This is a genomic window from Ruegeria sp. HKCCA4008 (genome assembly GCF_013033125.1).
Classification (GTDB): Bacteria; Pseudomonadota; Alphaproteobacteria; order Rhodobacterales; family Rhodobacteraceae; genus Ruegeria.
The window spans coordinates 95,922-122,916 of record NZ_WQDM01000011.1 but is presented as its reverse complement, the minus strand read 5'-3'; the positions used below and the strand labels follow the sequence as shown (position 1 = coordinate 122,916).

At 54.6% G+C, this 26,995-nt stretch carries 20 protein-coding genes and 4 pseudogenes; 10 read left to right on the top strand and 14 right to left on the bottom strand.

What is annotated here, in order from left to right:
- Nucleotides 1–98: 98 nt before the first annotated feature.
- From GOW60_RS19145 to GOW60_RS19135, 3 genes and pseudogenes are all read left to right on the top strand, one after another.
- Nucleotides 99–182: pseudogene (locus GOW60_RS19145) on the top strand (sugar phosphate nucleotidyltransferase); the annotation flags it as partial.
- A 64-nt stretch (nt 183–246) separates the two neighbouring features.
- Nucleotides 247–1,713 carry a glycosyltransferase family 1 protein gene (locus GOW60_RS19140; RefSeq protein WP_171230535.1) on the top strand — a complete coding sequence of 489 codons (1,467 nt, stop codon included), beginning with the start codon at nt 247–249 and terminating at the stop codon, nt 1,711–1,713.
- 164 nt (nt 1,714–1,877) lie between these two features.
- Nucleotides 1,878–2,328 (top strand): annotated as a pseudogene (locus tag GOW60_RS19135) (IS5 family transposase); the annotation flags it as partial.
- Nucleotides 2,329–2,388: 60 nt separating this feature from the next.
- Here the strand turns inward: GOW60_RS19135 and GOW60_RS19130 are convergent.
- The 3 genes from GOW60_RS19130 to GOW60_RS19120 form a co-directional block, all read right to left on the bottom strand.
- Entirely contained in the window at nt 2,389–4,128 is a 1,740-nt protein-coding gene (locus GOW60_RS19130) for an FkbM family methyltransferase (RefSeq protein ID WP_171230534.1), read from the bottom strand.
- A 166-nt stretch (nt 4,129–4,294) separates the two neighbouring features.
- Entirely contained in the window at nt 4,295–4,420 is a 126-nt protein-coding gene (locus GOW60_RS21265; protein WP_371813396.1) for a hypothetical protein, read from the bottom strand.
- A 44-nt stretch (nt 4,421–4,464) separates the two neighbouring features.
- Nucleotides 4,465–5,022 carry a hypothetical protein gene (locus GOW60_RS19120; protein WP_217355644.1) on the bottom strand — a complete coding sequence of 186 codons (558 nt, stop codon included), beginning with the start codon at nt 5,020–5,022 and terminating at the stop codon, nt 4,465–4,467.
- Between the two features lie 398 nt (nt 5,023–5,420).
- Here GOW60_RS19120 and GOW60_RS21355 point away from each other — a divergent pair, with 398 nt between their 5' ends.
- The gene (locus tag GOW60_RS21355) at nt 5,421–6,368 is read left to right on the top strand and encodes a class I SAM-dependent methyltransferase (protein ID WP_171230532.1); all 948 of its coding nucleotides are present in this window, start codon (nt 5,421–5,423) and stop codon (nt 6,366–6,368) included.
- Nucleotides 6,369–6,371: 3 nt separating this feature from the next.
- Here GOW60_RS21355 and GOW60_RS19110 read toward each other — a convergent pair whose 3' ends face one another.
- The 4 genes from GOW60_RS19110 to GOW60_RS19095 all read right to left on the bottom strand — a co-directional run bounded on the left by GOW60_RS19110 (nt 6,372) and on the right by GOW60_RS19095 (nt 10,735).
- Nucleotides 6,372–7,448: an FkbM family methyltransferase gene (locus GOW60_RS19110; protein ID WP_171230531.1), complete on the bottom strand. Its 1,077-nt coding sequence runs from the start codon at nt 7,446–7,448 to the stop codon at nt 6,372–6,374.
- Nucleotides 7,449–7,482: 34 nt separating this feature from the next.
- Nucleotides 7,483–8,121: a methyltransferase domain-containing protein gene (locus GOW60_RS19105; RefSeq protein WP_171230530.1), complete on the bottom strand. Its 639-nt coding sequence runs from the start codon at nt 8,119–8,121 to the stop codon at nt 7,483–7,485.
- A gap of 185 nt (nt 8,122–8,306) precedes the next feature.
- Nucleotides 8,307–10,358 carry a glycosyltransferase gene (locus GOW60_RS19100; RefSeq protein ID WP_171230529.1) on the bottom strand — a complete coding sequence of 684 codons (2,052 nt, stop codon included), beginning with the start codon at nt 10,356–10,358 and terminating at the stop codon, nt 8,307–8,309.
- Nucleotides 10,355–10,735, bottom strand: coding sequence for a hypothetical protein (locus tag GOW60_RS19095; RefSeq protein WP_171230528.1), 381 nt, complete (start codon nt 10,733–10,735; stop codon nt 10,355–10,357). Before GOW60_RS19095 ends, GOW60_RS19100 begins: the two co-directional genes overlap by 4 nt.
- Nucleotides 10,736–11,042: 307 nt before the next feature.
- Here GOW60_RS19095 and GOW60_RS19090 point away from each other — a divergent pair.
- Nucleotides 11,043–11,221 (top strand): annotated as a pseudogene (locus GOW60_RS19090) (transposase); the annotation flags it as partial.
- Nucleotides 11,222–11,295: 74 nt separating this feature from the next.
- On the opposite strand, the pseudogene GOW60_RS21255 reads toward GOW60_RS19090, so the two are convergent.
- Nucleotides 11,296–11,454 (bottom strand): annotated as a pseudogene (locus tag GOW60_RS21255) (IS6 family transposase); the annotation flags it as partial.
- A 113-nt stretch (nt 11,455–11,567) separates the two neighbouring features.
- Nucleotides 11,568–12,249, bottom strand: a protein-coding gene (locus GOW60_RS19085) for an IS6 family transposase (RefSeq protein ID WP_254444037.1) whose coding sequence is annotated in 2 segments (ribosomal slippage) — nt 11,568–11,849 and nt 11,851–12,249 — 681 coding nt in all. Because the reading frame shifts where the segments join, the coding sequence is not laid out codon by codon here.
- Between the two features lie 334 nt (nt 12,250–12,583).
- On the opposite strand from GOW60_RS19085, the gene GOW60_RS19080 reads away from it, so the two are divergent.
- From GOW60_RS19080 to GOW60_RS19065, 4 genes are all read left to right on the top strand, one after another.
- Nucleotides 12,584–14,374, top strand: coding sequence for a radical SAM protein (locus tag GOW60_RS19080; protein WP_171230527.1), 1,791 nt, complete (start codon nt 12,584–12,586; stop codon nt 14,372–14,374).
- 297 nt (nt 14,375–14,671) lie between these two features.
- A complete protein-coding gene (locus GOW60_RS19075; protein ID WP_171230526.1) occupies nt 14,672–15,382 on the top strand; it encodes a methyltransferase domain-containing protein in 711 nt (236 codons plus the stop codon).
- Nucleotides 15,383–15,582: 200 nt separating this feature from the next.
- Nucleotides 15,583–17,070 carry a hypothetical protein gene (locus GOW60_RS21495; RefSeq protein WP_171230525.1) on the top strand — a complete coding sequence of 496 codons (1,488 nt, stop codon included), beginning with the start codon at nt 15,583–15,585 and terminating at the stop codon, nt 17,068–17,070.
- A complete protein-coding gene (locus GOW60_RS19065; protein WP_171230524.1) occupies nt 17,067–18,092 on the top strand; it encodes a glycosyltransferase in 1,026 nt (341 codons plus the stop codon). Before GOW60_RS21495 ends, GOW60_RS19065 begins: the two co-directional genes overlap by 4 nt.
- 36 nt (nt 18,093–18,128) lie before the next feature.
- Here GOW60_RS19065 and GOW60_RS19060 read toward each other — a convergent pair whose 3' ends face one another.
- The 4 genes from GOW60_RS19060 to GOW60_RS19045 form a co-directional block, all read right to left on the bottom strand.
- The gene (locus GOW60_RS19060; RefSeq protein ID WP_171230523.1) at nt 18,129–18,938 is read right to left on the bottom strand and encodes an FkbM family methyltransferase; all 810 of its coding nucleotides are present in this window, start codon (nt 18,936–18,938) and stop codon (nt 18,129–18,131) included.
- 65 nt (nt 18,939–19,003) lie between these two features.
- A complete protein-coding gene (locus tag GOW60_RS19055) occupies nt 19,004–20,971 on the bottom strand; it encodes a hypothetical protein (protein ID WP_171230522.1) in 1,968 nt (655 codons plus the stop codon).
- Nucleotides 20,972–21,194: 223 nt separating this feature from the next.
- Nucleotides 21,195–22,535, bottom strand: a complete 1,341-nt coding sequence (locus GOW60_RS19050; protein ID WP_171230521.1) for a sensor histidine kinase — start codon at nt 22,533–22,535, stop codon at nt 21,195–21,197.
- Nucleotides 22,525–23,190 (bottom strand): response regulator transcription factor, encoded by a 666-nt coding sequence (locus GOW60_RS19045; protein ID WP_170347020.1) that lies wholly within the window; start codon nt 23,188–23,190, stop codon nt 22,525–22,527. Before GOW60_RS19045 ends, GOW60_RS19050 begins: the two co-directional genes overlap by 11 nt.
- 157 nt (nt 23,191–23,347) lie before the next feature.
- Here GOW60_RS19045 and asnB point away from each other — a divergent pair, with 157 nt between their 5' ends.
- Nucleotides 23,348–25,294: an asparagine synthase (glutamine-hydrolyzing) gene (gene asnB, locus GOW60_RS19040; RefSeq protein WP_171230520.1), complete on the top strand. Its 1,947-nt coding sequence runs from the start codon at nt 23,348–23,350 to the stop codon at nt 25,292–25,294.
- Between the two features lie 15 nt (nt 25,295–25,309).
- Here asnB and GOW60_RS19035 read toward each other — a convergent pair whose 3' ends face one another.
- The gene (locus GOW60_RS19035; protein ID WP_254444033.1) at nt 25,310–26,794 is read right to left on the bottom strand and encodes an NAD(P)/FAD-dependent oxidoreductase; all 1,485 of its coding nucleotides are present in this window, start codon (nt 26,792–26,794) and stop codon (nt 25,310–25,312) included.
- Between the last annotated feature and the right edge of the window lie 201 nt (nt 26,795–26,995).

Here is a 26,995-nt window from a genome sequence, read left to right as displayed (position 1 = left end):
TTTTTTGCCGAAAACCGATCCCGTAACAAAAGAAACGTCTTGAAAAACAGGTGTTAAGTTGAGAGTAGAAACCTCTATTTACTGGCAAAGGTTGTTTGATCGTGTCCATCACTCCTGTTCTTCTCTGCGGCGGTTCCGGCACCCGCCTTTGGCCGCTGTCCCGGAAACCCTATCCAGAGCAGTGAATTGAAATCAGCACTACCTGATCATTGAGGGACAGGCGGATTGCCACTGGGAGATCTCGATATGTCCGACATACCGGCTGGGCAAGATAGGCGCACGTTCTTTTTCGATATATCAAGTTTGATCGGCTATGTGAGCAAGATCGACCGGTATTCCGGAATCCAGCGGGTCGTTGTGACGATGATCGTTGAAATGTCCAGGCTTGTGGATGCCGACCGGCTGTACCTGTCCTGGAGAGACAGAAAATCCGGACACTATCTGTGTTTGCCATTCTCACAGATCGGAGCTGAAGCATTCGCCTCGCCTGAAAGCATGCGCCGGATCTTTCGCCCGTCCGTGGCTCGGCGTGACAACCTGCCCCCTTTGAAAAAATATCGCACGAAACCAGTGAAGTATTATCTTCAGCGGGCTTGGTTGGATGTGGCGGCTCGTTTGGGGCATGATCGGCGTTTCCATAAATACAATATGTCCGCCAAGATGTGGCGCGACGCGCGAAAGGGCCGCAAGCAGGTAAAACAGCAGACCCTTAGCCCGGTGGAGTTCTCATCGCGCGCGCGCGCAGGTGATCATTTGGTGCTGCTCGACAGCGCATGGTTCTCGGAACAGATTGATATTTTTCTGCAAGCCCACAAGGCAGAGCTTGTGGTTCACTCCATGGTGTATGATCTGATCCCCATTGTCGCCCCGCACACGTGTGATGGAATGGGTCCGGCCAATTTCTACCAGTGGCTCTTGCGATCTCAGGAATACACGGATCATTATCTGGCAATTTCACAGGCAACCCTCAGGGATCTGAAAGATTTCTTTTCCGCACATGGTGTCGATACCCCTGCCACTGTAGTGCCATTGGCACAGGCCGCCTTGCCGTCGGGGGCCGATATGGGCCTGCAGAAGCAGGTGATTGGACCTCTATCGACAAATATTGCCACCGCAGCCTATCCGGGATTACGAGAATTGATCACGTTGGATGACAGCTTGCGCCATGTTGTTGCCAACCCTTTTGTTTTGTGTGTCGGAACCATAGAGGCGCGCAAGAATGCCTGGCGCATTGCCATGGCCTGGAAGGCCCTGTTGGACCAAGGATATGTGAATCTGCCCAAGCTTGTCTTTGCCGGACGTCGGGGCTGGTTGCGGCAGGACTTTGAAGACCTGTTGGAAGCAACCGGTAATGTCTACGGCTACGTCCGGGTTATTGACGGGCCCTCTGACGAAGAGCTCGACATGCTTTACAGCCATTGCCAGTTCTCCATCATGGCCAGCCTGTATGAAGGGTGGGGATTGCCGGTGGGCGAAGCGCTGGCTTATGGCAAGACAGCTGTGGTCGCGAACAATTCCTCGCTGCCCGAGGTCGGAGAGGATCTGGTGGAATATTGCGATGCGACCGAGGTTTCCAGCATTGCAGAAGCTGTCAAGCGTCTGATGGATGACGATCATCGTGCCGCGCTCGAGGCCAAAATCACCGCTGCTAATCTGCGCGACTGGGCCGATGTCGCCCGCGATCTTCATGCTGCCATAGGCCTATTTTCCTGAGCTTTCAAGCCGGGGGTACCACTGCTCGAACTTGGCACAGAGGGTTCCGTCGAGAGTGCGGGATTTAGGCGCAGGACCCATTGATTTCTGCCGTGCCGCATGATTCATCGCACCGAAAACGAGCGGTGGACATGTCTGACCTTTTTTGACTGACGGACGCGCAGATGGCGCGTCTTGAGCCCTTCTTTCCGAAGTTTCACGGCAAGCCACGCGTTGATGATCGGTGTGTATTAAGCGGGATTGCCTTCATCGATTGCAATGGTTTACGGTGGTGCGATGCCCCTTCGGCCTACGGCCCGCACAGGACGCTGTACAACCGTTGGAAGCGGTGGAGGTGAGTGGCTGAACGCCACCGGTCCGAGAGAAGCCACGAACAGGGCATCCTTGCCGAGATGCTGATTGGTTTGGCCGCTGATCATGGTGAGGAGAAGGCGGTCATGATCGACGCAACATTTCTCAAAGCCCATCGCACGGCGTCCAGCCTTGCGGTGGAAAAGGGGGACGTGGCCGTCTGATTGGTCGCACCAGGGCGGTATAAACACAAAGCTGCACGCCGTCTGCGACAGCCAAGGGCGACCTCTGAACCTCTTTGTGACTGCCGGACAGGTCAGTGATTAATTGGCGCACGTGCTCTCGTTGGCTGCCCTCGTCATATACCGGCTATGAGTCCTGAGCCTAGCGCCACATCAGGAGATCTTTGAATTGCCAATCTGACCCAGATAGATATTCGATGATTTCATCGACTGAGATATCTTTTTCATCCCCCAGTTGGCGGTTGGGAAAACTTTCAAATCGTGCCCGGAGCGCATCCATGTCGAAATCTGGTTTTTCGATGCGCCAGATCTCGATCAAGGCGACATCGATCCGTTCCCAGATCTCCATGGGTGTCCGTGTTATGATAACTTCGTCAAAACCCTGCGTGTCCGATTTCCAGGCCAAGGCTTGTTTATGACTTACATGTTCGGCCATCCATTTCTGAGTATCATGCTGGCTGACGCGCACTTTTTCAAAGCTGCGCGCGCGCATGGCATCCTCATTCAAAGAGTAATTCCCGATGTTTTGCATGTCGCGATAGAATTCCACTATGCCATCTTCGCGGCCAAGGGCTGCGTTGAAAAACGTTACGCGATCGGAGAACGGGGCAAGATTGAATTTTAGAGCCGCAAAGTTGTGATGGTCTGGCTCCACGCAAAGCGCATGCTCAATCTGATCGGACAGGACCTGAATTTGCCGGCTGAACATACCGATATTAGCGCCAATATCGAGCAGCGTATAGCGTCGGCCCTCTTTGAGGTGCCCAGCAAAGGCAGCGAGGTTTTCATATTCCCAACGCGCATCTGCAATGATGGCCGGGCTCATTGTCTTGTCATCCGGGACAAGCAGCCCCTGTCCCGCAGCCCCCAACGGGCCGTCTTTTTTCAGGGTAAAAAGAAGCCCGGTTCGGTCCAAAGTGTCATGCATGCTGTCTGGCAAGTCGCCCATGGCATTTATATTGCGGTTTTGTGCCGCCAGCGTTTTTTGTGTCTCATCCAGATCATAGGCCAAAGATCGGAACAGCGATGTGCCATGGCGATTATGGCTGAGCTCTATGGTTTCCCAATCATCGGGCAAATTGCCGAAACAGGCCACGATCAGCCCGTCTCCGCTGAAGGATTCATGTACGTCATGTTCCGCGACAATGCGGGCCCCGGATTTTTGCAGGATATCGATGCATTTCTGGTGCGTCAGGGGGTCACCGCTGATCTGATGGGCATGAGTGGAGACACAGACCCATCCGATTTTACCTTCCGAAAACAACAGCTTGCAGCTTTCCAGAACGGCAACCTCATGGCCTTGAATGTCGCAATGCAAGAGATCGAGATAGTCCCATTTTTCTGCGGACATCAGATGGGCAACCGAATAGCAGGTGCTGCGCATCTCACCGCTCGCCTCACCGAAAAAGGGCATGTCTTCGGCGAATTGAGGCCCTGCAAAGCCGGAAAGGAATTTGGGTGTCAGCCCATTGAGAGCGGCATTGGCCTGACCAACGACCAGATGTGCCGGTTCCGGCTCAAGAACCACCGCTTTGCGATCGGGGCTTTGGTTGAGGAACCACAGGCTGTAATAGGCCCAAAATCCGCCCAACTCTATCATTCGAGCCGAGGCGGGCAGTCTTTTGACAACCTCGTGGAAGACTCGTTCTTCTTGAGGTTCGTGGTGTCCTTTCGCCGCGCGGATGAGATTGCTCATCCACGCTCCGTAATAGCCACCGCATAGCACACGCAGCCCATTATGCATGATCTGGATGCTGCTGCCGTTTTCATCCTCATAGATGGCACCAGCATCGCTGACTTTTGGAATGGCATTTGCATCAGAGCATTGCAAAGCCATGGCAACGCGCTCCTCAAAAGATGCCACCGATGGCGGATATTTCATGCGAATACTCCCGAAATTTGCTTACCTGTTGTGTTTGCCGAGTTGCTTTGGAGTGTCAATAGAGACCCCCGGCAAACCCAACGCAGCGGAAGTCTCGTCAAGGTGCGATGCAGCAAGTTCCTTTGAAAATAAGTGTTCCGCGCGGCCAGTTGGGCGAATGTGAGTGCTATCCGTTCCAGGTAAGTGGATTATCCAAATCAGCCATCAGCGGGGCGGCAGCGTCCTTATCGCTCAGGACCGGTGCACCCGTTAGCGGCCAGTCGATTCCCAGGTTCGGATCGTCCCAGCGCACCGCGCGGTCGTGAGCAGCCTCATCTGACTGGTCCAAATTGATTGTTATTGCATTGTCGGCCTGCGCGCAAACACATCTTCGGGCGTGTCGGTTAAGCAGTTTTCAAGCGGCAGCAAGGCGCTTGAGTTTTGCGCCGGATCTATGCTGCTGCGATACAAATGCGCAAGGCAGACTGCTTCGGACTTGGCCTTGAGAGGAGCGATCAGATGCTCTGCGATGCTCGGCGCGGGATGCTCTAGCGCTCTGGGCAGGCCGAAGAAACAAATCGCAACAGATTTCTTGGTCATGATGGCAATAGTCTTGCAGCCGGTCTTGGCTGCATGTTCAACAGATCTGCCCATGGGCGCTTTGGGCCGAGCCTTGTAAGGGACGGGACGTAGGGCTGAGCGGAACGAAATGCCCTCATAAAGAATTTCCGCACAAATACCCCTCAACATCAGTTTTGAAAAACCATTTATAATCAGCATATTGAGATGCACGGTCGATCTTTTAGCGGCATAATGAACGCATGAACGGCTCAAAAAAGCACCGTGCGAAACATAACACAAAACACTGATCGTTTCGCGCATGAGTTTTGCAACGGATTTTTCCCATGATTTCAATCATGCTGCCCCACCATGCGGAACGACAGATTTTTGGGACCCCCACTTTCGCATGGCAGTTTTGAGGCCGTTGTCAGCCTCTTATGACGGGATGCCGTTCCGCTCAACCCCACGTCCCGAAAAGGCGAACGCAAGCCTGTCGTAACACCCAAAAAAGCTGGAGCAGGCCAGAGCTCATTTAAGTGGCGGATTGACCGTCCGAGAGGCCGCAGCGCGCCTGAAAATCAGCAAAACCAGCCGCCACAACGTTCTCAGAGACCAGAAATCCGACTGAAAACGCGGATGTTCCCGTAAAGTTCGCGCAAGTCAGGCAATATAGCCACTTTTATGCAGTGACCCCAAAACCAAAAAGCTCTAAAGCCGCTTTATTCATTTAAAAAGAGACAAGGATACCTTCCGTGCGTTGGTTCAAAACCAAAAAGAACACTCCAGGGGCGGCCCCGCAGTCACTGGCCATGTCAAAACCCTTGCCCCCCAAGGCTGCGAAGGCACCAGAGTTCATTACACGGGCTCAAGCCTATAAAGAGCAACTGGAAACAGCCAAGAACTTTGATGAACTCAGTGCACTGTGGAAGAAATTCAGCTTTGCCTACACCATGCAGACGGATGATCCCTTCTCGGATGCATATCGCCAAGAGGTCACGGAGCTTTATCAAAAACTCGTCGACACGCCCTATGATGTTCAGAATGAATTGACGTCTTCACATCTTTCGGATGAGGCTTTTGCCCGTGGCTTTCCATGGACATCAGACAATCTGGGCGTCGTGGCGCATGAGATCGGCAAGGCGGTCCAAGGGTTTCGCGTTATCGCACAGCACGCTCCTCATGCCAAAAGCATCATAGAATTTGGGGCTGGTTGGGGCAATACGGCCATTCCAATGGCGCGGGCCGGCATGGATGTCTGTGCAGTTGATATCGACCAAGCTTTTTTGAAACGCATTGCCAATGAAGCAAAAGCGCTGTCCGCGCCCCTGCGCACTTATCATGCCGATTTCCTCGAAGCGGCGAGCAACCCCGGACAACGCTATGATGTGGCGCTGTTTTCATCGAGTTTTCACCACTGTCTCGAATTTCAGGACCTGCTTACCCACATCCGTGAGAATGTGTTGACAGAAAACGGTGTTATCGCCTTTTTTGCAGAGCCGATTTCCAACGGTTTTTCTTTCCCTTGGGGGCTGCGCTATGACGGGGAGGCTGTCTGGGCAATCACATGCAACAAATGGCTGGAACTGGGCTTTCGTGAAGACTTCTTTCTGGATCTCCTCAAACGTACGGAACTGCAGGGTGAAATGGTCCCCGACACCACAGGCCTTATGGGGCCAGCATGGCTTGCCCGCCCAATCTGATCTTTATCTCGGCAGTCTATAAGCGTTAGAGAGCGCTTGATAGGCTGCCGAGTGCATCCACTTTCTGAAAGATGCGCGAGGTTGACCACTGCGCTCCAGAACAATTCTGCGGGCGATAGAGCGAATGCGCCCTGAAGAGTGAAAAAGCAGGTTGGCCACAAATTTTTTCGGCTCTCCACTGACTTTGAAAAAGACAACCTCCATCATCCCACGAGAGGCCTGATAGGCGGCATCGGCCTCCAACTGTTTGCGTAGCGCCGAAAGCTCATTCATCAGTTCTGCATTCTGCGCTTCCATCTGGCGTTCGCGGATAGCTGCGGCGGTGATCTGTTGCTGCAATTCGGCAATTTGATTGCGGCGCTGCTCTGCCTCGACCATCGCCGTTTGCTGCGTCACACTCATGTAATCGTCAAATAAATTCGGCGGATAGGCAAAGGCCGGGACAAGACGATCATAATGTTCTGCCGCCAAATAATAGCGGTTCAAACCATCGCAATAGACATAGCGATAATCCGCCTCGGTCAACTGATGTTCCCAAAGGTGATGATTGGTCACCTGGGACATTGGCTCCATCGCTTCGATCAAGATGATCCAAGGCCGGAAGCGGCCCCAGTCATTGCCACGAAGGGCCTGGGCCTCATGGCCCTCCACATCGATTTTCAGGAAATGGATGTCGGACACATCACCCATATGGGCGTCACATAGATCGGTCAGAGTCGTCATCGGTGCCACAACAGTTTGTTTTTCAAACCCCGCCTCGACATGATTGGCAGCAATCTCGTCAGATGCCGTAGACAAACCGGCATTGCTCAAGATGTTGAGGCTCGCCTCTCCCTTGCTGTCACCAATCACAACGCCAAGGTTCGTGTCACGAATCCGCTCTTTGTTGAGCTCCTTCAAAAGCCTTGGATTGGGCTCCACATTAATTCCGCTCCAGCCGCGTTCATAAAATGCCAATGTGACACTATGAAAGCTCGGCCAGGCGGCACCAAGATCAATATAGAACCCCTTTTCGACATCCTTGAGGGCGCGCCAAAGAATGAGGTCTTCAAAATTCTGAGCATAGGAAACAAAAGTCATATCACCGCCTTCATGTGACGCCGCATTCTATCAATCAAATAGCTTTGCAGAGCAAAATGTAGTGTTCGCCGATATGTCCGAATTCCGGTCGATCTACGATACTGGGCCAGTAGTACCCAATCTCCGGCACAGCTTCATCCAGCACGGTGACCTCAAAACCAGCCTCTTCCAACTGCTTGACCAACTCGTCGCGCCCGAAAATCCGCATTTCGAGCACCGTGCCTGGGCCACCGTGGAAAACAACATGTTCATCATAAACCTGATAACTGCCATCGCTCTTTTTTGAGACAACCAGCCAGTCTTCCCCCATCTGGCATGTTGCAAAATCAACCATGCCCGGGAAGTGCTCGATTGTCTTTGGCGCATCACCAAACGGGGTCGAAAAGACAAGATGGCCGCCCGTTTTGAGCATCTTGCGCATGTTCGTGAACCCAGGCTCCAAAGGCTGCAGCACATGTTCAAAGACTTCGGTGCAGATCAGGAAATCACTACCTTGATAGTTTTGCCAATGCGTCTGTGAAACCACATCAAGGAATGGCTCTTGGTGAAAGAACGTATTGGTGAAGTCGAATTTCTCCGAAAGGACCCGCGCATATCCCTCCCACTCGCTCATTCCGATCCCTTTCACATGAGGGTCGGACGTAAACTGTTTGAGCGGAAGCGACTGCTTCATCAGGCCGAGGCTGAGAGCGTGAATAATCCCGCGAAAACGCGGCGTGGATCCGCAGCCGGAACAATTTGGGGCCTCTCGGTGAAAGGTGCCTGCAGCCTGGGTATTAGACCGACCACAGATATTGCAAGCAAAGGAGATTTGGTGGTCTGGAGAGAAGTCCGTTTTCATATGGCACCTGATAGTAACTAGCGCGTGCTGACAGAAGCATGTGCGGATGAGGTTTCAAAGCGCTGGGATGCTTTCTTTTCCATTGACACCAAAACATCGGCAAAACGTGCTTCAAAAGCCGCAAAAGAATAAAGCTGGGCTCGGGCCTGCGCATTGTCACGCAATTCGGTCAACTTATCCTCCGAATAGGACAGAAGCGCGCGCGTGATCTGCACAAGCTCTTCCCGGGAGCCATAATGGAACCCCGATATGCCGTCCTCAACAATCGTGGACGGCCCTCCATTGTTGACCACGACCGGGATGACCCTTGCTGACATCGCCTCTACGACACTGATGCCGAAATGCTCACAATGCTCAGGCCACTTTTTGACATCAACACCAAGACCCGCCCCATGCCAATAGATCGACGCGCGCTGCAAAAGCCCCGACAGGACAGAAACAGGGGCGTCGATATGGAATGAAACCGGCAGATCCCGAGCCATCTGTCGGCAATTGGCCAGATAGTCGCGATGGATCGGTTCGGGATGCAAAGAGCCAACAAGATCAAGGCTTGTATCTGCTCCCAGCTCGGACAGAGCCTTCATGGCCTTGACCATCTCATCCTGACGTTTGCAATGATCTCCGATAAAGAAACGGCCAATTCCGAGAATGCCGGATTTTGCCATCTGAGGATCGACCTCGGCAACGATCCCGACCGGTGGGGCCACCACATGAATGGCAGGCTCGGGTGCCTCGAAATGGCGCAACTGTTTGCGGATCTCTTGCTCGACAAATCCCGAATAACAGATCACCGCATCGTAGTCCTTGAGCAAGGATAGATGCTGCCGGGTATGATCTTCGTTGGTTTTGAAGGGAAATTGACAGCAAAACAGATTGATGTGCCCCATAGCGCGCGATGTCGGAACAAGCGAATTTCCCAGACAATAGAACAGATCAAATTGCGCACCCGCCTCTGCCTGGGTATGCGTGATGATGTCGATCCCATCCAGATCAAGGTCGAGTTGATCAAGAACCAGCGATATACGAAGCCGGGAGTAAAGCTCTGGCACAATGAGCGTCAGACCATAGCCCTGCGCGGCCAGCACTTTCATAATGCTGAACAGGTAGCGTTCTCCCCCTCCGGGGATAATATTATAGGGCGTATAGATTCCCGCTGTCTTACGCGCCGAAGCAACCCGGGCCGGCAGCAGTGGAGCAATATAGGATTTGCCGTCATGCACGCCGGTCGTCAGAAAGTTGTGCCAGCGATCAATGAACTTGGCCTGGTTGACCTCAACGATATTGTTAAGCTTGTCTTTAAGGCTCTTGTCAGCTGTCGTGGCATTTTCATGGTGGATGACCTCTGACCTAGGGACGTAATACGTCTTTTTCCCCAAAGTGCCTATCTTCAGGCACAGGTCACAGTCTTCGTAATAGGCAGGTTCATAACGGAAATCGAAACCCAGAACGGCGTAGAAATCCGCTTTGCGCATCAAAACAGTGGCCGCCGAGACGTAGTCGACAACCCGCATTCTATTAAAGCGCGGCTGATCAGGGGACTGGAACTTACCAATCTGAACGGAGAACCCTTCGGGATCGAGAAGCACTCCGGCTTCTTGCAATTCACCGCTTGGATAGATGAACTTGGGGCCTACGCATCCCGCATCGGGATGAGTGTCGAAAACATCGACCAGAGGCGGTAGCCAATCAGGCGTCACGATGACATCATTGTTCAAAAAGAGCAGGTATGTGCCTTTGGCAAATTCCGCTCCGATATTGTTCCCCTCACCAAAAAAGCGATTGATCGCAAGCGGAATAAATTTGTGCGGCCCTTCATAAGCCGCAAGGCGCTTTTGGTTTTCTGGAGAGCTGCCATTGTCAACAACAATAACTTCGTACGGGATGCCTGTCGTGTTTTTCCAAATACTTTTCAGACAGTCGATCGTCATGTCTGGCTTGTTGAGATTCAAAATAATGATCGAAACCAAAGGGGCGTCGCTGCTGTAATCAGAAGCGTTTTGCGGGGAGTCGTCTGACATTTCTGTCTCCGAAAAAATAAGCGCGCTATCTGCAGCACAAAGAGCATTCATTTTTTATTTGCTTGCATCTGAAGTTCGGGCACGAAATGTGGACGAGGAGAACCGTCCTTCTTGAAAACAATTCTTTTGGCATATCCGCGCGCCTTGCCATTGGACTTGAAAAAGGCAACTTTGAACAGCTTTTTGGGTTTTCCGGTTTTGCGGAAAACGATCCGCTTCCAGAGTGTGTCGCGGATAAATGTGTGACTTGGAATAGTTACAGGGCGCACAATCCCGGTTTGCCGCAGGATTTCTCTGATCTGCAGTTGTAGTTGCATTTCTGATTGATGAAAAGCAATTTCCATCTGGCGCATATCAAAGGCATGCTGTCTTTGAAGGGCTTCTACCTTTTCATTCAGCGCCGCGACCTGCCGTGCAAGCTCTTCCATTCTGCCCCCTTGTCCGGACTTGATTTGTGCACCGTGCAGCATGCCTTACACAACCATCCCTGCGAAGCACTCTGTCGCTGTCTTGGCATCCGAAACACTACGTGGGTTCTTATAAAGTTGCAAAATACAAGTGACAAGAGACCAAGCAGACCCCAAGCAAATCACACTATTCCAAGCCTTTACGCCGGCAGAACGTAGAACCCAAACCCGGACCATGACACGGGCCGTACAAACCGATCCAAAATCGCTTTGGCCACCTGTAGGGCTTTGAAACCAGCCCGGCACCGCTCGTTTTTGGAGCCGTGACTTGAGCGACCTTTATTGGCTGACTGATGAGCAGATGGCCAAGCTCACCCCTTTTTTCCAAAGTCGCACGGCAAGCCTCGGGATGATGATAGGCGGGTCTTGAGCAGGATTATCTTTACCAATCGCAATGGGTTGCGCTGGCGAGATGTGCCCAAGAAATACGGTCCACATAAGATGCTCTGTCTGAAGTCAGACAAAAACCGAACCAGAGCCTCCGTTACGAAACTGCTTGCGCTGTCCGGAAAACTCTGACGACGGACAACCCACCGGCTTAGGGTCGCATGATCAAACTGCACGTCCCTCTCCGCCATGATTTCTACAAGGTCGCGGTGCGAGACCCCAAAACGGACGTAGAAATAGACCACGAACAGGATCACAGATCGTGGATAGTGCATACCCTTGAAACTGATCATCAGACATTCCCAAGCGTTGTCGCAAGCCAAGCTCCAGTTGGATCAAAACGCGCGAAGGTGCGGTTTCGTTGCAAAGTTTTAGGTCAGCCAAATAGATCTGCGATCGCTTCAGTTCAGATTGCCAACTCGGAAAATTGACGAAACGGGCAGAGTCCGGGCGTGAACTGGCCTTTACGGATCATGTGCGCAACCTCGATACCCGCCAGAGTCGCTGATGCCGAAGCAAAAGACTTGAAGCCGAGCATCGGGCGGGTTCGTCTCTTGATGAAACGATGGTCCTGTTCCACGATGTTGTTCAAGTATTTCCGCCTGACCATTTCAATTGGGACCGGGCAACCAAAACCTTTTAGCATCTTGTTGATGGCCTTGAGGCCAGCGGTGTTAGCTCCACATTTTGTCAATGACAATCTTTCTCGGAAGGCCGTTGACCTCCAGCATTCGGGCGAAGAACATGGTGGCCGCGGGTTTGTTTCGTCGCGGGGAAAGCATGAAATCAAGCGTCTTGCCGTGCTTGTCGACGGCTCGATAGAGATAGACCCAGTTGCCTTTCACCTTGATGTAAGTCTCGTCCATTCTCCAGGAGCGGTCGCACGGTCCCTTTCGACGACGCGCCGCTTCAGCGATTGCGCCTGCATACCGCGTCACCCAGCGATTCAGCGTCGTGTGATCCACTGCAACGCCTCGCTCATGCATTATCTCTTCTAGATCGCGATATGACACACCGTATCGGACATAGAAGAACACAGCGAAGAGGATTACATCTTTCGGATACTGCGCGCCTTTGAAAGAGATCATAAAAAAGACTTTCGACTTCAATGTTTCGATTTCCATTCACTCGACGCACTTATGGGCGTCAACAGTCAAAAGTTTGCAACAGAGCCTTCGGATGTATCCCCGGCTGCCCCGAAACACACGTCATGGACGAAACCCCTTACTCTCCCTTGTCCGGGCATATGCGGGCACCATGTGCCCCTGCGACCGGAAAGGGTTTTACACAATAGATTACAGACTCCGCGCCTCTGATCTGATATTGTTCAAGGCTGAGCCATACTAAAACATGGCCATCATATGGCAGGTGCGCAGTACGTCAAAGGTATCCTCGACAAAGATACGTCGGGAGGGTGAGTGGATGTACGAAGCAATTGGCCAGCCTGCTGGCGAAGAAAATTTTGAAAGCACTGAAACAGCCGTAACCGACAAGGTTCTCATCGTCACGGGTGGGGCTACGGTTGGCGGCAGCATGGTGGAAAGCAACAGCACCATCGTCGATGCCCTTGGCCGACAATTGGGCATCATGCGCACGTCCTCGGCCATCTGGCAGGATGTGGCGCTGAAGGCGGTCAGCGCCGAAATGCTGTTGGCCCGCACACTTTTCAAGCGGCGGCCGAAATTCCGGCGGGCGCCTTACCGCGCCGCAGTCGAGCGGTATTTTTCATCTCAATCCTATGTCAGCGCTCCTGAACTGACCGAAGTCGTGCTTGCAGGCGATCTGCGCAAGGAAGGGATTGCTTTTGAAGCGACCACTTTCGCCGGGCTTGCTGATGCCGAAACACGCAACCGACTTCTGGGTGAATGCAAATGCGTCTTTGTTTCAAGCACATTGATGCGAGATATGAGCGAGCTCATACCGCTGGTTAAGATGCTGAAACAACCGCATAACAAGGTTGTTGTCGGGGGGGGCCTGGTTTCACTTTTGCATGATGACTGGACACATGTTCCGGGTGCCGATCTTGTCGCCATCGGCTATGGGGAAATGCTTGTTCCCGTATTGGCACGCTGGATCAAAAGCGGCTATCGCGACATTGAACCCCCTGAAAACGGTCGCGTCGTGGAACGTCTGGGCAATACGCTGGTCTACAGCGGCAGCCCATCCGGAAAAAGCCTCGACTGGCTGCCCACTCCGGACTGGAAACTGGCCGAGGCATATCACGGCCGCAGTTTCGAGATGATCAATTATGAATCCGTCCGCGGCTGCCCCTATCGGTGTTCTTTCTGCAATTTCCCCTTCCTGTTCGAAGACACCATGTTCCGGGTCAAATCCGCCCGCAAGATTTTCGACGACTGGATGATCTACGCCAAGGGAGGAGCAAAGATCATCAATTGCATGGACAGCCTGTTCACCATCCCGCCCAAGCGCCTCAAGGAACTGTGCGAGCTGTTGATCGAAGCAGGCAGCCCGGTCGGCTGGACCTGCTATGCGCGCGCGGGTGATCTTGCCAAACCGGGCACCGCAGCGCTGATGAAAGCGGCAGGCTGCCAGCTGGTGCATATCGGATACGAGACCGGCGATCAGGGCGTTTTGGACAACATGAACAAGAAATCCGATGTCGGGCACAATGTTCAGGCGCTGATCAATTGCCGCGAAGCGGGGCTGACAACGGCCATTACATTGATTGTCGGTTTCCCGGGCGAGACAAAAGCCAGCCTGCGCGAAACACTGAAACGTTTGAAGGAAGCGCCGCCGGACCTGTTCTTTGGCGGAGGCTTCAACACCCGCATGGTGTCCATGCCCGTACTGCAACCCGATCAACGGCGGCGTTTCGGGCTTGTCACACAACTCGATCATCTGTCCTCTGCGCCTTACTGGAAGCATGACACCATGTCATGCCGTGACGTACCCAGCGGATTGCGCTGGCTCAACCGCAGCTTGATAGAAGAGAAAGTCGCGCTGGAAGGCAGCCTCTTTTATGAGGGGCTTTTGGGATATGATGCTTCCGACCGCGACGACCTGCTTGATTTTCAGGCCGATCTTGTGGCGACGCTGGGACCGTTGAAATACGGGTTCGATCTGGCCCAACAAGTTCTTCGCGGAATTCTGCATTTCGATGTCTGGCGCAAGCTTCGGCACATAACCCCGGAAACCGAGATGCGAACCCCTCAGATAGACCGTACCCCTGAGCAAATTGAGCAAGCTGGCTGAGTGGGTCAAACCACTTCGACGGTGTTGTCACATTAGCTGGATGTGAAAGATAAGAAACAGTCCCCCTCATTCCCGCGCACTGTCTATTCGCAGTATTTCTCAGGGGACCTGCAAACCGCGCCAGAAAGGAAAAAGATCAGAAACCCAGACTCTTCCATATTTCTCCTTCGACGACCGAGGAGTTTCGTGTAGCCTTGGTGTGTTATTGTATCAAGTTCAGGCACGCATTTTCAATCGGAAGCCCTTGTTTAGCCGTTTGTCTATTGTGCCTGCCTATTTAGTGAGGAGACATTGCGCATGGGTGTTGGCCAGAACATAGCCGCTGAGAATGCGAGCTGGACCTTTGGGGGCAGTGTTCCCGATACGTTTGTAGACCACATCAAATTGTCTGTTCCTCTTTACGAAATGGGTCACGGCCTGATCTGTCAGGTTTCGGACTTCTTCGTCCGCAATGACAGTCTCTGCTATGAAATCGGCACATCGACCGGAGAGTTGATCCGCAAGCTGGCAGAACATAATGCGGGAAAGCCTGACGCACGCTGGATCGGCATCGATGTCGAACCTGAAATGGTGAAGGTCGCCGAAGCGCATTGCGCGGATGTCCCGAACATTTCCATTCTTCATGACGATGCCCGTCATATGGAGATGGAAAAGGCGGACATGATCGTCAGCTATTATACAATGCAGTTCATCCCGCCCCGGTACCGGCAGGAACTGTTCACCAAGATCTACAACACCCTGAACTGGGGCGGGGCGTTTGTCATGTTCGAAAAGGTCCGGGGGCCGGATGCGCGGTTCCAGGATCTTGTGACTCAGCTCTACAACGAATTCAAAATCAGTAACGGATTCTCAAGCGAGGAAATCGTCGAAAAGGCGCGCAGCCTGAAAAGCGTGCTGGAGCCGTTTTCCACCCAGGGCAATCTGGATCTGCTGGGCCGGGCCGGTTTCAAGGATGTGATGAGTATTCAGAAGTATATTTGTTTTGAAGGTTTTCTTGCTATCAAATGATTGCTTAACGCCATGCCGGCAGAGACCGGAGTGGGATAACACCGCTTATGGCCCGATTGATGGAGGCTGCCGAGGACGCTGATGAACGCGCCTGATTTTGATCCCTGTGAAATGGCACTGGAAGACGGGCTGAATGCAATAGTTGCTTGCTTTCAGCACACCGTACTTGCGGCGAAGCTGGTCGCAGAACGGATATGACCGTGTCGGCTCTTTCGGATAAGCCATCTTGGACGGTCGGGGCTTTCCTCCTGTTGATCGCGGCGCTGTTGGTCTGCCTGTCCGTTCTCATAATCAATGGCGGGCCGCTTTATTACTTCGATACCGGCAGTTACATCCGGCAGGGAAATGTGGCCTTGAGCAGTTTCCTTCCGCCGACAGCTGATAGCGTTGCGGCAGGTGTAACCCACAACGCCGATGAGGATAACACCGCAACCGGATCACGGTCACTGATCTATGGCCTCATCATGGCTGCGCTTGTTCGGGTCGATGCCCTGTCCATCCTTCCGGTATTGCATCTGGCTGCCACGCTGCTGGCCGTCTGGATGCTGGCGCGAACCGCTGGCCGGTCGCCGGGTGGAACGCCGAACACAGTCATGATGACCGCAGTGCCTTTGCTGGTGGCAGCCAGCACTTCATTGCCGTTTTATGTCGCCTATATGATGCCGGATATTTTTGCACCGGTGCTGCTGATCGTGATTGCCTCACTGACGGCCTTTGGGCGGATGATGCAAACCTGGGAACTGTTTTTGGTATCCAGTCTGGCCCTGTTCAGCGCCCTTCTGCACCCGTCTCATCTGGCGGTTGCGGCGTTAATGATACCCTTTGTCGCTTTGGCCGCGCTCTGGGGGAAAAGACCACGACGCTGGCGCGCGACAATCTTGATGATGATGGTTCTGGCGCTGGCATTGGCCGAGCGCAAGGCCTTTCAGGTCACCGTGGAAATCGCCACCAACAAAGAGGTCGTCTATACGCCGCATATCACTGCGCGGCTCATCGTTGACGGGCCGGGCATGGATTATCTGGACGAGGTCTGTCCGAATGCCGAAGTGCCCACCTGCGCTCTACACGAAGCGCTGTCGTGGTCAGATGACCCCTACAGGCTGACACCCTCCCATATCATTTTCGAACGCTCGCCCAACCTGGGTTCTTTCCGGCTCATGTCGCCCGAAGATCAGAAACGGGTTGCCCTGTCCCAACGGGAATTCGCCAAGGCGGTTTTCCTGTCCCGGCCCCTTTCCACCTCGTTAGCACTGGCCCGGAACGGCTATCAGCAGGTATTGCGCTATAGCATCGCCATGACGATCACGACGGATGTAGAGCTGGAAAACGCCCGCTGGTTGGCCAGAATGGAAGATATCCGGCCCGATATGTTCCAAGGCGGTTCATTGTCTCAGGACAGGGGCTGGATCGAAACCATCGATATCGTACACGGCGTGATCTATGCCGTCTCTTTTGCCTTTATCGTGTTTATTCTGCTGCGGCCGGGTAGTGTGTCGCGTGACATGAAGCTGTTTGCGCTGTTCATCCTGATCGGAATAGCGGTCAACGCTCTGGTCTGCGGGGGAGTATCACAACCCGCGGATCGTTACGGCGCGCGCGTGATGTGGTTGTTGCCCTTTACGGCGGCCTTTCTTTTCCTTGTTCAGCGCTCAGGCGCTTCGCGTATCATTGCCGGAGATCCTTCGTGAGTTCAGATCAACCCCTTTCCATCAGCGTGGTCATGCCGGCCTACAATGCCGAACATCTGCTGCCGCGCGTTTTGCCGCCATTGATTGAAATGTTGAATACCGGACAGGTGCAGCAGGTTCTGGTGGTGGATGACCAGTCCCCCGACGGCACCGCGGCGCTGGCACGGGAAATGGGCGCAACTGTTCTGACCACGCCCGTCAATGGCGGGCCAGGGGCTGCCCGCAACCTGGCCGCCCAGCAGGCCACGGGCGATATCCTGTGGTTCGTGGATTCCGATGTCATCGCCTGGCCGGACGGGCCGGACCATATTCGCCGGGCGATGTCCGAAGACAATGTGGGCGCCGTGTTCGGATCCTATGATGATGCCCCGGACGGGCAGGCCTGGTTTTCACGCTACAAGAACCTTCTGCACCGCTATCACCATCAACGCGCCCGCCGCGAGGCGCGCACCTTCTGGGCCGGGTGTGGCGCCATCCGGCGCGACGTGTTTCTTGAAGTCGGTGGGTTCGATGTCAAAACCTACGAAGTCCCATCGATCGAAGATATCGAACTGGGCTACCGGATAGCGGCCACCGGTCGCCGTATCCTGGTCGAGCCGCTTTTGCAGGGCAAACACCTGAAGGTCTGGACCATCCGCAACAGCCTGAGCACGGATATCTTCTGCCGCGCCTTGCCCTGGGCCCGGCTGATGATCTCGCGCGAGGGGTTGACCGATGACCTGAACACCTCGATGGCCGAGCGGGCACGGGCCGCAATTGCCGGGCTGTTGCTGCTGTCGCTTCTGGCCCTGCCAGTCTGGCCGGGGGCCTGGCCCCTGCCCCTTTTGTTACTGGCTGCGGCCCTTGTCGCCAATCTGGATCTGGTCCGCGCCATGTCCGGGCATGGCGGACCCTGGTTTGCATTCAAATGCCTGCTCTATCATCAGGTCTATTACGTCTACTCGGCCACCGTCTATGTCTGGTGCCTGTTCGAATATCACGTGCTGGGGCAGAAGCAGAAACTGCGCGTCACGCGAAACTGACAGATCGCGTGACATGGTTGATTAATCGGGCCGGGATCAGAACTGCTTGGCAGGCAGCTGCTCGAACGGCAATTTCTCGATCTGATCGAAACGCGGATTGCTTTCGTGCACATAGAACGAGTCGTAAAGCGAATTGCGCACGAAATGATAGCCGTTGGCAAACAGCAGTTCGTTGAGCTCCGGCGTCGGGCGTTCGATTGTCATCGCCAGGAAGCGGTACTTGTCGAAAGGGAAGTTGCGCAAAATCCGTGTCTCTGACCCTTCGACATCCAGGCTGAAATAGTCGATGTCCTTGGGCGCGTTATAGCGGTCGAACACTTCATCCAGAGGCACAGCTTCTACCGTGACAACTTTGCCTTTCTCACGGAACCTGGCCAGCTTCGCGGCACGGCGCTCGGTCATGTTATCGGCTTCATCCACCAGCAGGCTGCTGCGCTGGCCGTCGATCATGAATTCCAGCTGGCCGGGCTCGGGATCGACCGCCAGCGGGACTGGTGTGGCTGAACGATGATGCCAGTTGATGATCTTGTTGTAATTGACGGGGTTGGGCTCGATCAACAATCCGGTCCAGCCATAATGCTTTTCCAGAGCAAAGGTGTTGGAATCTGAAAACCCGTCCGCAGCACCCAGTTCGACAAAAAAACCATTGCGCTTGCCGTTATAGACTTCGTTGATCACCCACATACCCTGCCCGCGGTCCGAGACCTGTTTGGGCAGGTAACCAAGATTGTTCATGGCAAACCGACGGCTGAAATTCCGGGTGCTGACCACGCCGATATAAGCGAAATAGGCTGGCTTATGGAGGAGCGGATAGGCTTCAACCAGCTTGGTGAGATTCTGCTTCATAAAGTTCTCCACTTAACCGCCCGCTCTTGGCTTTTCGGGCAAAAATATTGTTGCATAGACATCGGCTATCTTAACCCTGCAATTTTCGCGATATCCCACACCGGGTACAGCGTTTCGCGCGTTCCACGTCCGAAAATTATGTCAAATGGCACGTGATAGACACGCGCAATGCTGATCGGAACGTCGGTGTTTCCAAGGTCGCTTTCGTAAGCCGCCCGATCACGCGCCACCAGGATCCGATCTTCGACCACTTCGCCGATCATGATCTCTCCGTCTCGCAGGGGCTCGGATGCAGGACGAATGAAATAGTCCGCGACGCTGTTGTCTGGTGCGGGCATTCCGGCATGCACATAAACCGAGAGCTCACCGGCCATATAACGGTTTTCAAGCTCGGCCTGTGTCCAGATCGGCGGAAAGGCTTTCTCGAGCAGTGCCTGCACGATGCGCATCTCGTCCAGATCAGGGAACGGGGCAGTCTCGGTTTCAATGGCAATGCGATGTCCCAAGTCCCGCGTCAGGGTAAAGGGGCGTAGTGTTTCCGGCCAGCTGATCCATGCGCTGATCGCCACCCCGGCCAAAGCACAGACCAACGCCGGGGCAGGTGCGGCCTGAACCGGGCGCAGGCGCCAGAAAATGATCAACGGAATGACTGCGGCGGGCGCAAAATGATGCGGCAGGATGCGATAGGCCTGAATATAGAAAAACAAAACATAGGCAATAACTGTCAGGGTCAGGGCTTTGGACAGTTTGTCCTGCCACCGCCACGCCAGCAGAGCCAGACCAGGCAATATTCCACAGGGCAGCAGCCAGAACAGGATTCGTCCGGTGTCAAAGATCGTGACGAACCGCAAGCGGCGTAGGATGCTGCCTGTGTTGAACTCACTGGACACATTTGTCAGTCCCGACGACTGCAGCCCCATTTCAAGCAGCGATGCGAGGGCCACGACGCCAACGGCGATCACCCCTCCTGTGATCACCTGCCGGAACGGCAATGGCCGTGTCAGCAGGAAATAGGAGATCAGAAAGAAGCCAATCAGCAGAATACCGTTCGGCGCGGTCAGCAACGCCAGCGTGGACACAACCGCCATCCAGCCGAACTTCCGTTCGGTAAAGAACAGGATATAACCCAGCACCCCCAACAGGATCATCGGCTCGCGCGTCATCGGCAGGGCGATATCGGCAAAATACGGATTGTAAGACGGATTGAATGCCATCACGAAGGAAAACAGCAGCAGGGCAGCCCCAAACCCAAGAACAGAGCGCACATCAATGCGCCCGTCCGGCGGCCTGCGCACAAACCCCAGCATGACCCCGAACAGAACCGACAGGCCGGGCAGATAGGCCAGACGAACGGAAACTTCATAGGGCCCAAAGAACCGCATGAACCCGGTTTGAAGAAAGGTCTCGGTTACCATCTTCGGGGTCGGATACCCTCCGATTGCACCGGAGTCCGGAGGCCAGAATGGCAGACCTCTGGTTATGAACAACATTGCGTTCAGAAAGCTGTGCGCGCCGTCATCGTTCAGCGCCTCCCAATAGAATTTGGGAGACATCAGCAACAAGACGACCAGAGGCAGCAGGACCATGCCTGCTATATCCCAGCCTCTGCCCTGAAACACCTTGGGCTCGGAACGGGCCGGAAACAGGTAAAGGCCCATCAGGCAGAGCAGCAGGATCAGCACGATGAAGGTCGTCCCCGTTATCTGAACACCGCTGACAGCCTGAACCAATGCCGCCATGGCAGGGACACCAAACAGGGACAACGTAAATCCCTTGAGCAGCCAATGTTCAAACCGATCTCCGGACGTGCGAATTCCCCATGCCAAAATCAGACCCGGGGCCAGAAAAAACGCCGAAGCCGACAAAGCGATCAGGGGAACCCATATGTAAAGAAACAGCGCGTCATCCGCCACGAAGTAAGGGGATGCCCCGTCCGCCAACGCGGCTTTTGCAGACACTGTTGCTGCAATATCCTGCCCGGCCAGCAAAAAACCGGCCAATACAATCAGAAACAAAGAAAGGCGCAATATCATCACGTCTTGAATAAACTCGTTAAAACAGGGCAAGCGAAGGTTAACCGGCGAAAGATATCCTGTTTTCTCACCTAATGTCGCTTCATTTGACCAACCAATTCACTGATAACATGTAAGCCTTATCACCTTGCCAGTTTTTTGCCGATCGGAAGAATCGCGCGCATTATGCGACATCAATGCAGCAAATTTGCTCGTATTGATAAGCTAACGTGAACAGAAAAGTTCAGGCTTCTATTATCCCCGGAAGCATGACCGATACTCGGGCTCCTCCCAAAGGTGATGTCCCGATATTGACCGCACCGCCATAAAGCTCGGCGATATCCTGTACAATCAAAAGCCCCAGCCCATGCCCCTCGGTCTCTTCCTGATCACCTCTCTGAGCGGGTGCTCCCAGTTTTGCCTTGCCCGCTTCCATGCCAGGACCATCATCCTCGATACTCAACGTGATCATGCCCGGCTCGGGTGCTGCCACGGATATGCGCACATGGCTCTTGGCCCAGAGACAGGCGTTTTCAAGCAGATTGCCCAGGATCTCCTGAATGTCGGCCTCCTCGCCCCAAAAGGTGGTTCCGGCGTCTATGGCGTTTTCGATATGCGGCATCCTGTTTCGGAGTGTGATGCCAAGTGCAAAGGATACATCTTCGGCGCAGGCATGCACCGGAGAGGATTTTCCATAGGGGCGTTCGGTACGCGCACGGCTGAGGTTGCGTTTGATGACACCGGTCATACGCCCCACAAAATCCGTTATCTGATCTCTTTTATCTCCCTCAAGCTCTTCGGCAACGCGCGCCAATGCCGCCAGCGGCGTTTTCAGACCATGCGCCAGCTCTGCGTTTTTTCGACGGTGTTTTTCGATGATCGTGCCGTTGCGCCAGTGCAGCTCGCGCAGTTCCTCGACCACGGGAACCAGATCGGGGGGCCATTTCTGATCGTCTATGATCGTGTCGTTTTTACGCATGACTTTCACGGAATTGCTGAGCCGCTTGAGCGGCATCAGCCCCCTGTTCACGGTGATGTAGACCGAAACCGAAACCACTATGGCAAGACCAATGAAAATCAATGCAATCAGCTTTGCAGCCCGGCTGGTCTCTTCCGTGACATGCATCAGCGGGGCCGCAATCCGGAAGGTCAATGTCTCATCCGGTTCCATCCCGGGAAACTCAGCCCGCCTTCCACGCAGAACATCTCCGCCCGGGATTACGAAATTCCCCCCGGCTTCCGGGACGTCCAGAACCCAGCTTTCCGCGGTGACAGGGCCAAGCGACGGGGATTGCAGCAGGATTTCGTCAGACCCGTCGCGCGTCAATTGCCAGAACCATTGCTCATTGGTCAGATCATAAAAGCTCGGGCCAACGCTCTCGAGCAGTTCAGCCTGTGCCCCGTCATAGGCGACCCGCCGGGCCTCGATCAACAAATCCTGTCCAAGCAGCAAATCCATTTCGCTGATTTCATGAGCCCGGTAGACCTGAATGCAGATCATGGCCCCGATACCCAGTATGGCGCAGCAGATCGCTATCGTGGCAATCGAAACGCGACGGGGGATCGTAGCCCAATTATGCGTCATCTACCGGAATCCGATACCCATGCCCCCGCACGGTTTCCACCATTCCCGCCGAAGTCTTCCGACGCAAACGTGAGACAAGAACATCGATGACGTTCGATTGCAGATCCATATCCTCGGCATAGATATGTTCGATCAGATCTGCCCGGCTGACGACAGATCCCGCATGTCGGGCGAGATGCTCCAGCGCCCGGAACTCGAAAGCGGTCAGCGATACGCTGCGCCCTTTGAAAAAGGCGGCTTTTTCATCCGGCAGAACCGAAAGATCTCCGACATCGATCGAGGGCGTGCCACGCCCGCTTGCACGGCGCACCAAGGCCTCGAGCCGGGCCAGAAGCTCTTCGGAATGAAACGGCTTTGACAGATAGTCATCAGCCCCGCTGCGCAGCCCGGAAACGATATCGTTCCAGCTGTCACGCGCCGACAGGATCAGAACCGGCACAGCCACATTCCGACTGCGCCATTCCCGCAGGATCGACAACCCGTCCAGCCCCGGCAGCCCCAGGTCCAGCACAATCGCGTCCCAATCCTCGGTCTCTCCCAGAAACAGCGCATCATTGCCGTTTCCTGACAGTCTTACGATATCACCCCGGGCGCGCAGCAAACATTCAAGATCACCGCGCAGTGTATCGTCATCTTCCGCAACCAGTACCTTCATAACCCCTCATACGGGACAAACGGCCCAAACGTGAACACAGCATGACAAGAGCCGACATGCACCGTTCACCCCCCCTTTTATATATTTCACCTGATCGGTTGTCGAAAGCGATCCGCTTCAGAACCCGAAATTAAGTTTTAACGATTTGAGGTGCCGGATGTGCGGTCTGTTTGGAATTTTCCCAGAGGATACAACCTCATCCCCTGATGTCACACGGCTTCGTCAAAGTGGTTTCGCCATTCGACACCGCGGCCCCGATGCCAGCAACATTCTGAGCGAGCCCGGTCTTGGCCTGGCCCATCAGCGCCTGTCTCTGGTTGATACCGACACCCGGTCGGATCAGCCATTTACGGACCCAAGCGGCCGTTACATCCTTGTCTACAATGGCGAAGTCTACAATTTCAGAACCCTGCGCGCTGAACTTGAGGCTTTGGGCATCCCGTTCCGCACCACCTCGGATACCGAAGTGGTGCTGCACAGTCTGATCCAATGGGGCGAAGATGCGCTGGCCCGGTTCGATGGCATGTTCGGGCTTGCCTTTATCGACCGGCAGACACACCGGGTTCTGCTGGCCCGGGACCGGTTCGGCATGAAGCCTCTTTACTGGATGCAAGGTATGACCGAACAAGGCCCCGCCTTTCTGTTCGGCTCAGAGATCAAGGCCTTCGAACCCTGGATAACCCTGCAACCCGATGTCAACTCGATCGCGGCTTACCTGATGAAATTCGGAGGCCCGACCAGCGGCCCGACCTTCTATCAGGGGATCCGCAGCCTGACACCCGGCACTTACCTGTGGCATGACGGATCGGGCAATATCGACACCGCCTCTTTCTTCCACCTGACCGACTTTCTCGACCTTGATGAGATGACCCGTCTCGATGGCCTGTCGGCTGCCGATATCGTCGATGAATATGCGGATCTCATGCATAAATCCGTGGCCTCTCATTTATTCGCGGATGCACCGGTTGGCGCGTTTTGCTCAGGCGGGGTGGATTCATCCCTGATCGTTGCCATCGCAGCGGCCCAGCACCAGAATATCGCCCTGTTCCACGCCAATGTGAAAGGCGCCTGGAGCGAGGTGGACGCCGCCTCGGAACTGACCAAAAGCCTGAAACTTGATCTGCATGTCATCGAGGCCGAAGAGCAGGATTTCGTCGACATGATCCCGCGCGTAATGCGTCACTACGAATACCCGTTTTCCTATCACCCCAATTGCGCGCCACTGATGATGATCGCCCAGCTCGCGGCGGATTCAGGAATCAAGGGGCTGTTGTCAGGCGAAGGATCGGATGAGCTGTTTCTGGGCTACCCCTGGCTTGGCCGCAAACGCCTGACAGACGGGTATGAAAGGATGATCAGCGGGTTGGGTTCGGCCATACGCGCACTACCGGGGGTTGGCCCGATCCTGGCACCTGACCGGATGGGAAACATGGAAAACGTCCGCGACATCCTGAATGGTCGCGAGATGGCGCAGGACAAGCGGGCCGTAGCCGACAGCCTGGCACAGCTGCCTCGCAAGTTTCAGGAAAGAGGTCGGCAATGGAGCCTGGATTACATGCACCACCATCTGCGAACGCTTTTGCATCGCAACGATACAATGGGCATGGCTGCCGGGATCGAGGCGCGGTTCCCGTTTCTGGACACACAGGTTGCCCGGTTCGGGATCAATCTGCCGACCCGCTACAAGCTCAGGGGCTCTCCGTTCGTTTTCGAAAAGGCACACCCCTTCATCCGCGACAAATGGGTGGTCCGCGAGGTTGCCAACCGCTACATCCCCAACGCCCTGAGCCAGCGCATCAAGATCGGGTTCTGGACGACGGTGTTTCAGCGGCTTGAGATCCGGCCGGAATACTTCAGGAACGCCCATTTGGGGGATCTTTTCAGCCTGACCCGGACACAGATGACGAACACCATCGAAGAGGCCGGTCCGGATCTGCGGCTGCGGTTGCTGCTGACCGAGGTTTGGCTGCGATGCCGGCTGGATCATCAGGACGAAGATCGCGAAATCAACAGATTACGCGATCACGTCAGCATCCGGCCGGACAGATTCCGGCCCCGACCGTCCTCGGCCAACAAACCTGTGGGCGCTGCGGTCCACAGTTGAAGGGCTGCCCCTTCCTCAGAGAGCCGTGCTTTTGCGGACGGCGGATTGCGGGGCCGCCTTTTTCTTGGGCTTGGCTTCAAACTCTTCGTGATACGAGCGCTCAACATTGACATCCCAGACGTCATGATCCTCGCCCAGAATATTGCGCGCGGCGTACATCGCCGACAGCATGGAATGATCCTGGTTGTTGTAGCGGTGCAGACCATTGCGACCCACGGTCTGGAAGTTTTCCAGCGTCTTCAGCCAGTCGCTGACCGTGTCCAGGGCGTCCTTGTATTCACTGTCATAGACCGGATAGGCCTTGGGCTGCCGGATAACCGCGTGGTCGATGACATCGCTGGCCTTGGCCAGACCCAGCTTTTCAAGCTCTTCACTGGCGAGATGCCTGAGATCCTCGTCACTTGACGACCACAACCCGTCACCTTTCTGGCAGAAATACTCCATCCCGATCGACGCGGTGTTCTGATCGGGCAGCATTTCCGCGGACCAGGCGCGGAAATTCTGGATGCGCCCCACCTTCACCTGCGGGCTGTGGATGTAGATCCAGTTGTCCGGGAACGGATCCGCGTGATCCAGGATCAGGGTCACGATCAGGAAATCACGATACCGCAGACGGTCTGCCGCCTCGACCACCTCGGGTGGTGGCGGCGGATCAAAAGCATGGATCAGGTCACGAACGGCCATCGAATTGACGAACTCTTCACCCTCCACCCGCTCGGTGTGTTTTTCGCCATCTTCAGTCCAGTGGCGCACATCGATCGAGGTGACGCGATTGCCATCACGGTTCACCTGAATCACTTCGGAATGGGTTTCGACCGAACCGCCCTTCTCCTTGATCAGATCGCGGGTTTTTTCCCACATCATGCCGGGGCCCAGGCGGGGATACTGGAATTCCTCGATCAGGCTGGCGGTGTCATTGGCCCCGGAAATCGCGTTCCAGACCGCCTTGGGCAAAGACAGGTTCTTGATCCGCTGCGCGGCCCAATCGGCGCGGATTTCGGACGGCGGAATACCCCAGACCTTCTTGGTGTAGCTGTGGAAGAAATGCATATAAAGCCGCCCACCAAAGCGGTTGACGACCCAGTCTTCGAACGTGTCCTCCTGCTGGCGTGGACGAATCTTCCATTTGATGAAGCTGCCGATGATCTTGTAGGTCTCGTAGGGGCCGATATTGCCAAGGGCGTTGAAGATACGCAGCGGGTAATCGTAGAATTTGTTGCGATAGAAGATGCGGCTCAGGCGTTGCACGGTGATGAAATCATCCCCCATCACCTCGTGCCACATATCCTCGACTTCGCGCACCTTGGTGAAAAACCGATGCCCGCCAATGTCGAAGCGATAACCTTTGTGCGTTTCGGTTCGCGAGATGCCACCAACCATGTCCGAGGCTTCGAACACCCGGGGAACATGTGTGTCGCTCAGTTTCTGAAGTTCATAGGCTGCTGTCAGCCCTGCTGGACCACCACCAATGACGACAACGGGAACAATATCTTTTTTCAAATGACTAACACCCATACCAAAACACTGACCTAAAGCTACAAGAGGTTATCCGAGATTCACAACAAAATCCTGTCAGTTCCCGAAACGGGGCTCCTGCGTATTAAGCTCCACCCCTTCCGTGCAGAAAAATCAACCATTCCGTTTGATGAACCGCACTTGCGCCCTTCTGTGCAAATCGATGACAGGCCAAACCCGCGTCAC

Excerpts from the sequence above, each read along its gene's own strand:
- GOW60_RS19140 (WP_171230535.1), top strand. The coding sequence starts at position 247 with ATGTCCGACATACCGGCTGGGCAAGATAGGCGCACGTTCTTTTTCGAT.
- GOW60_RS19130 (WP_171230534.1), bottom strand. The coding sequence starts at position 4,128 with ATGAAATATCCGCCATCGGTGGCATCTTTTGAGGAGCGCGTTGCCATG.
- GOW60_RS19110 (WP_171230531.1), bottom strand. The coding sequence starts at position 7,448 with ATGACTTTTGTTTCCTATGCTCAGAATTTTGAAGACCTCATTCTTTGG.
- GOW60_RS19105 (WP_171230530.1), bottom strand. The coding sequence starts at position 8,121 with ATGAAGCAGTCGCTTCCGCTCAAACAGTTTACGTCCGACCCTCATGTG.
- GOW60_RS19100 (WP_171230529.1), bottom strand. The coding sequence starts at position 10,358 with ATGAATGCTCTTTGTGCTGCAGATAGCGCGCTTATTTTTTCGGAGACA.
- GOW60_RS19095 (WP_171230528.1), bottom strand. The coding sequence starts at position 10,735 with ATGGAAGAGCTTGCACGGCAGGTCGCGGCGCTGAATGAAAAGGTAGAA.
- GOW60_RS19080 (WP_171230527.1), top strand. The coding sequence starts at position 12,584 with ATGTACGAAGCAATTGGCCAGCCTGCTGGCGAAGAAAATTTTGAAAGC.
- GOW60_RS19075 (WP_171230526.1), top strand. The coding sequence starts at position 14,672 with ATGGGTGTTGGCCAGAACATAGCCGCTGAGAATGCGAGCTGGACCTTT.
- GOW60_RS19060 (WP_171230523.1), bottom strand. The coding sequence starts at position 18,938 with ATGAAGCAGAATCTCACCAAGCTGGTTGAAGCCTATCCGCTCCTCCAT.
- GOW60_RS19055 (WP_171230522.1), bottom strand. The coding sequence starts at position 20,971 with ATGATATTGCGCCTTTCTTTGTTTCTGATTGTATTGGCCGGTTTTTTG.
- GOW60_RS19050 (WP_171230521.1), bottom strand. The coding sequence starts at position 22,535 with ATGACGCATAATTGGGCTACGATCCCCCGTCGCGTTTCGATTGCCACG.
- GOW60_RS19045 (WP_170347020.1), bottom strand. The coding sequence starts at position 23,190 with ATGAAGGTACTGGTTGCGGAAGATGACGATACACTGCGCGGTGATCTT.
- asnB (WP_171230520.1), top strand. The coding sequence starts at position 23,348 with ATGTGCGGTCTGTTTGGAATTTTCCCAGAGGATACAACCTCATCCCCT.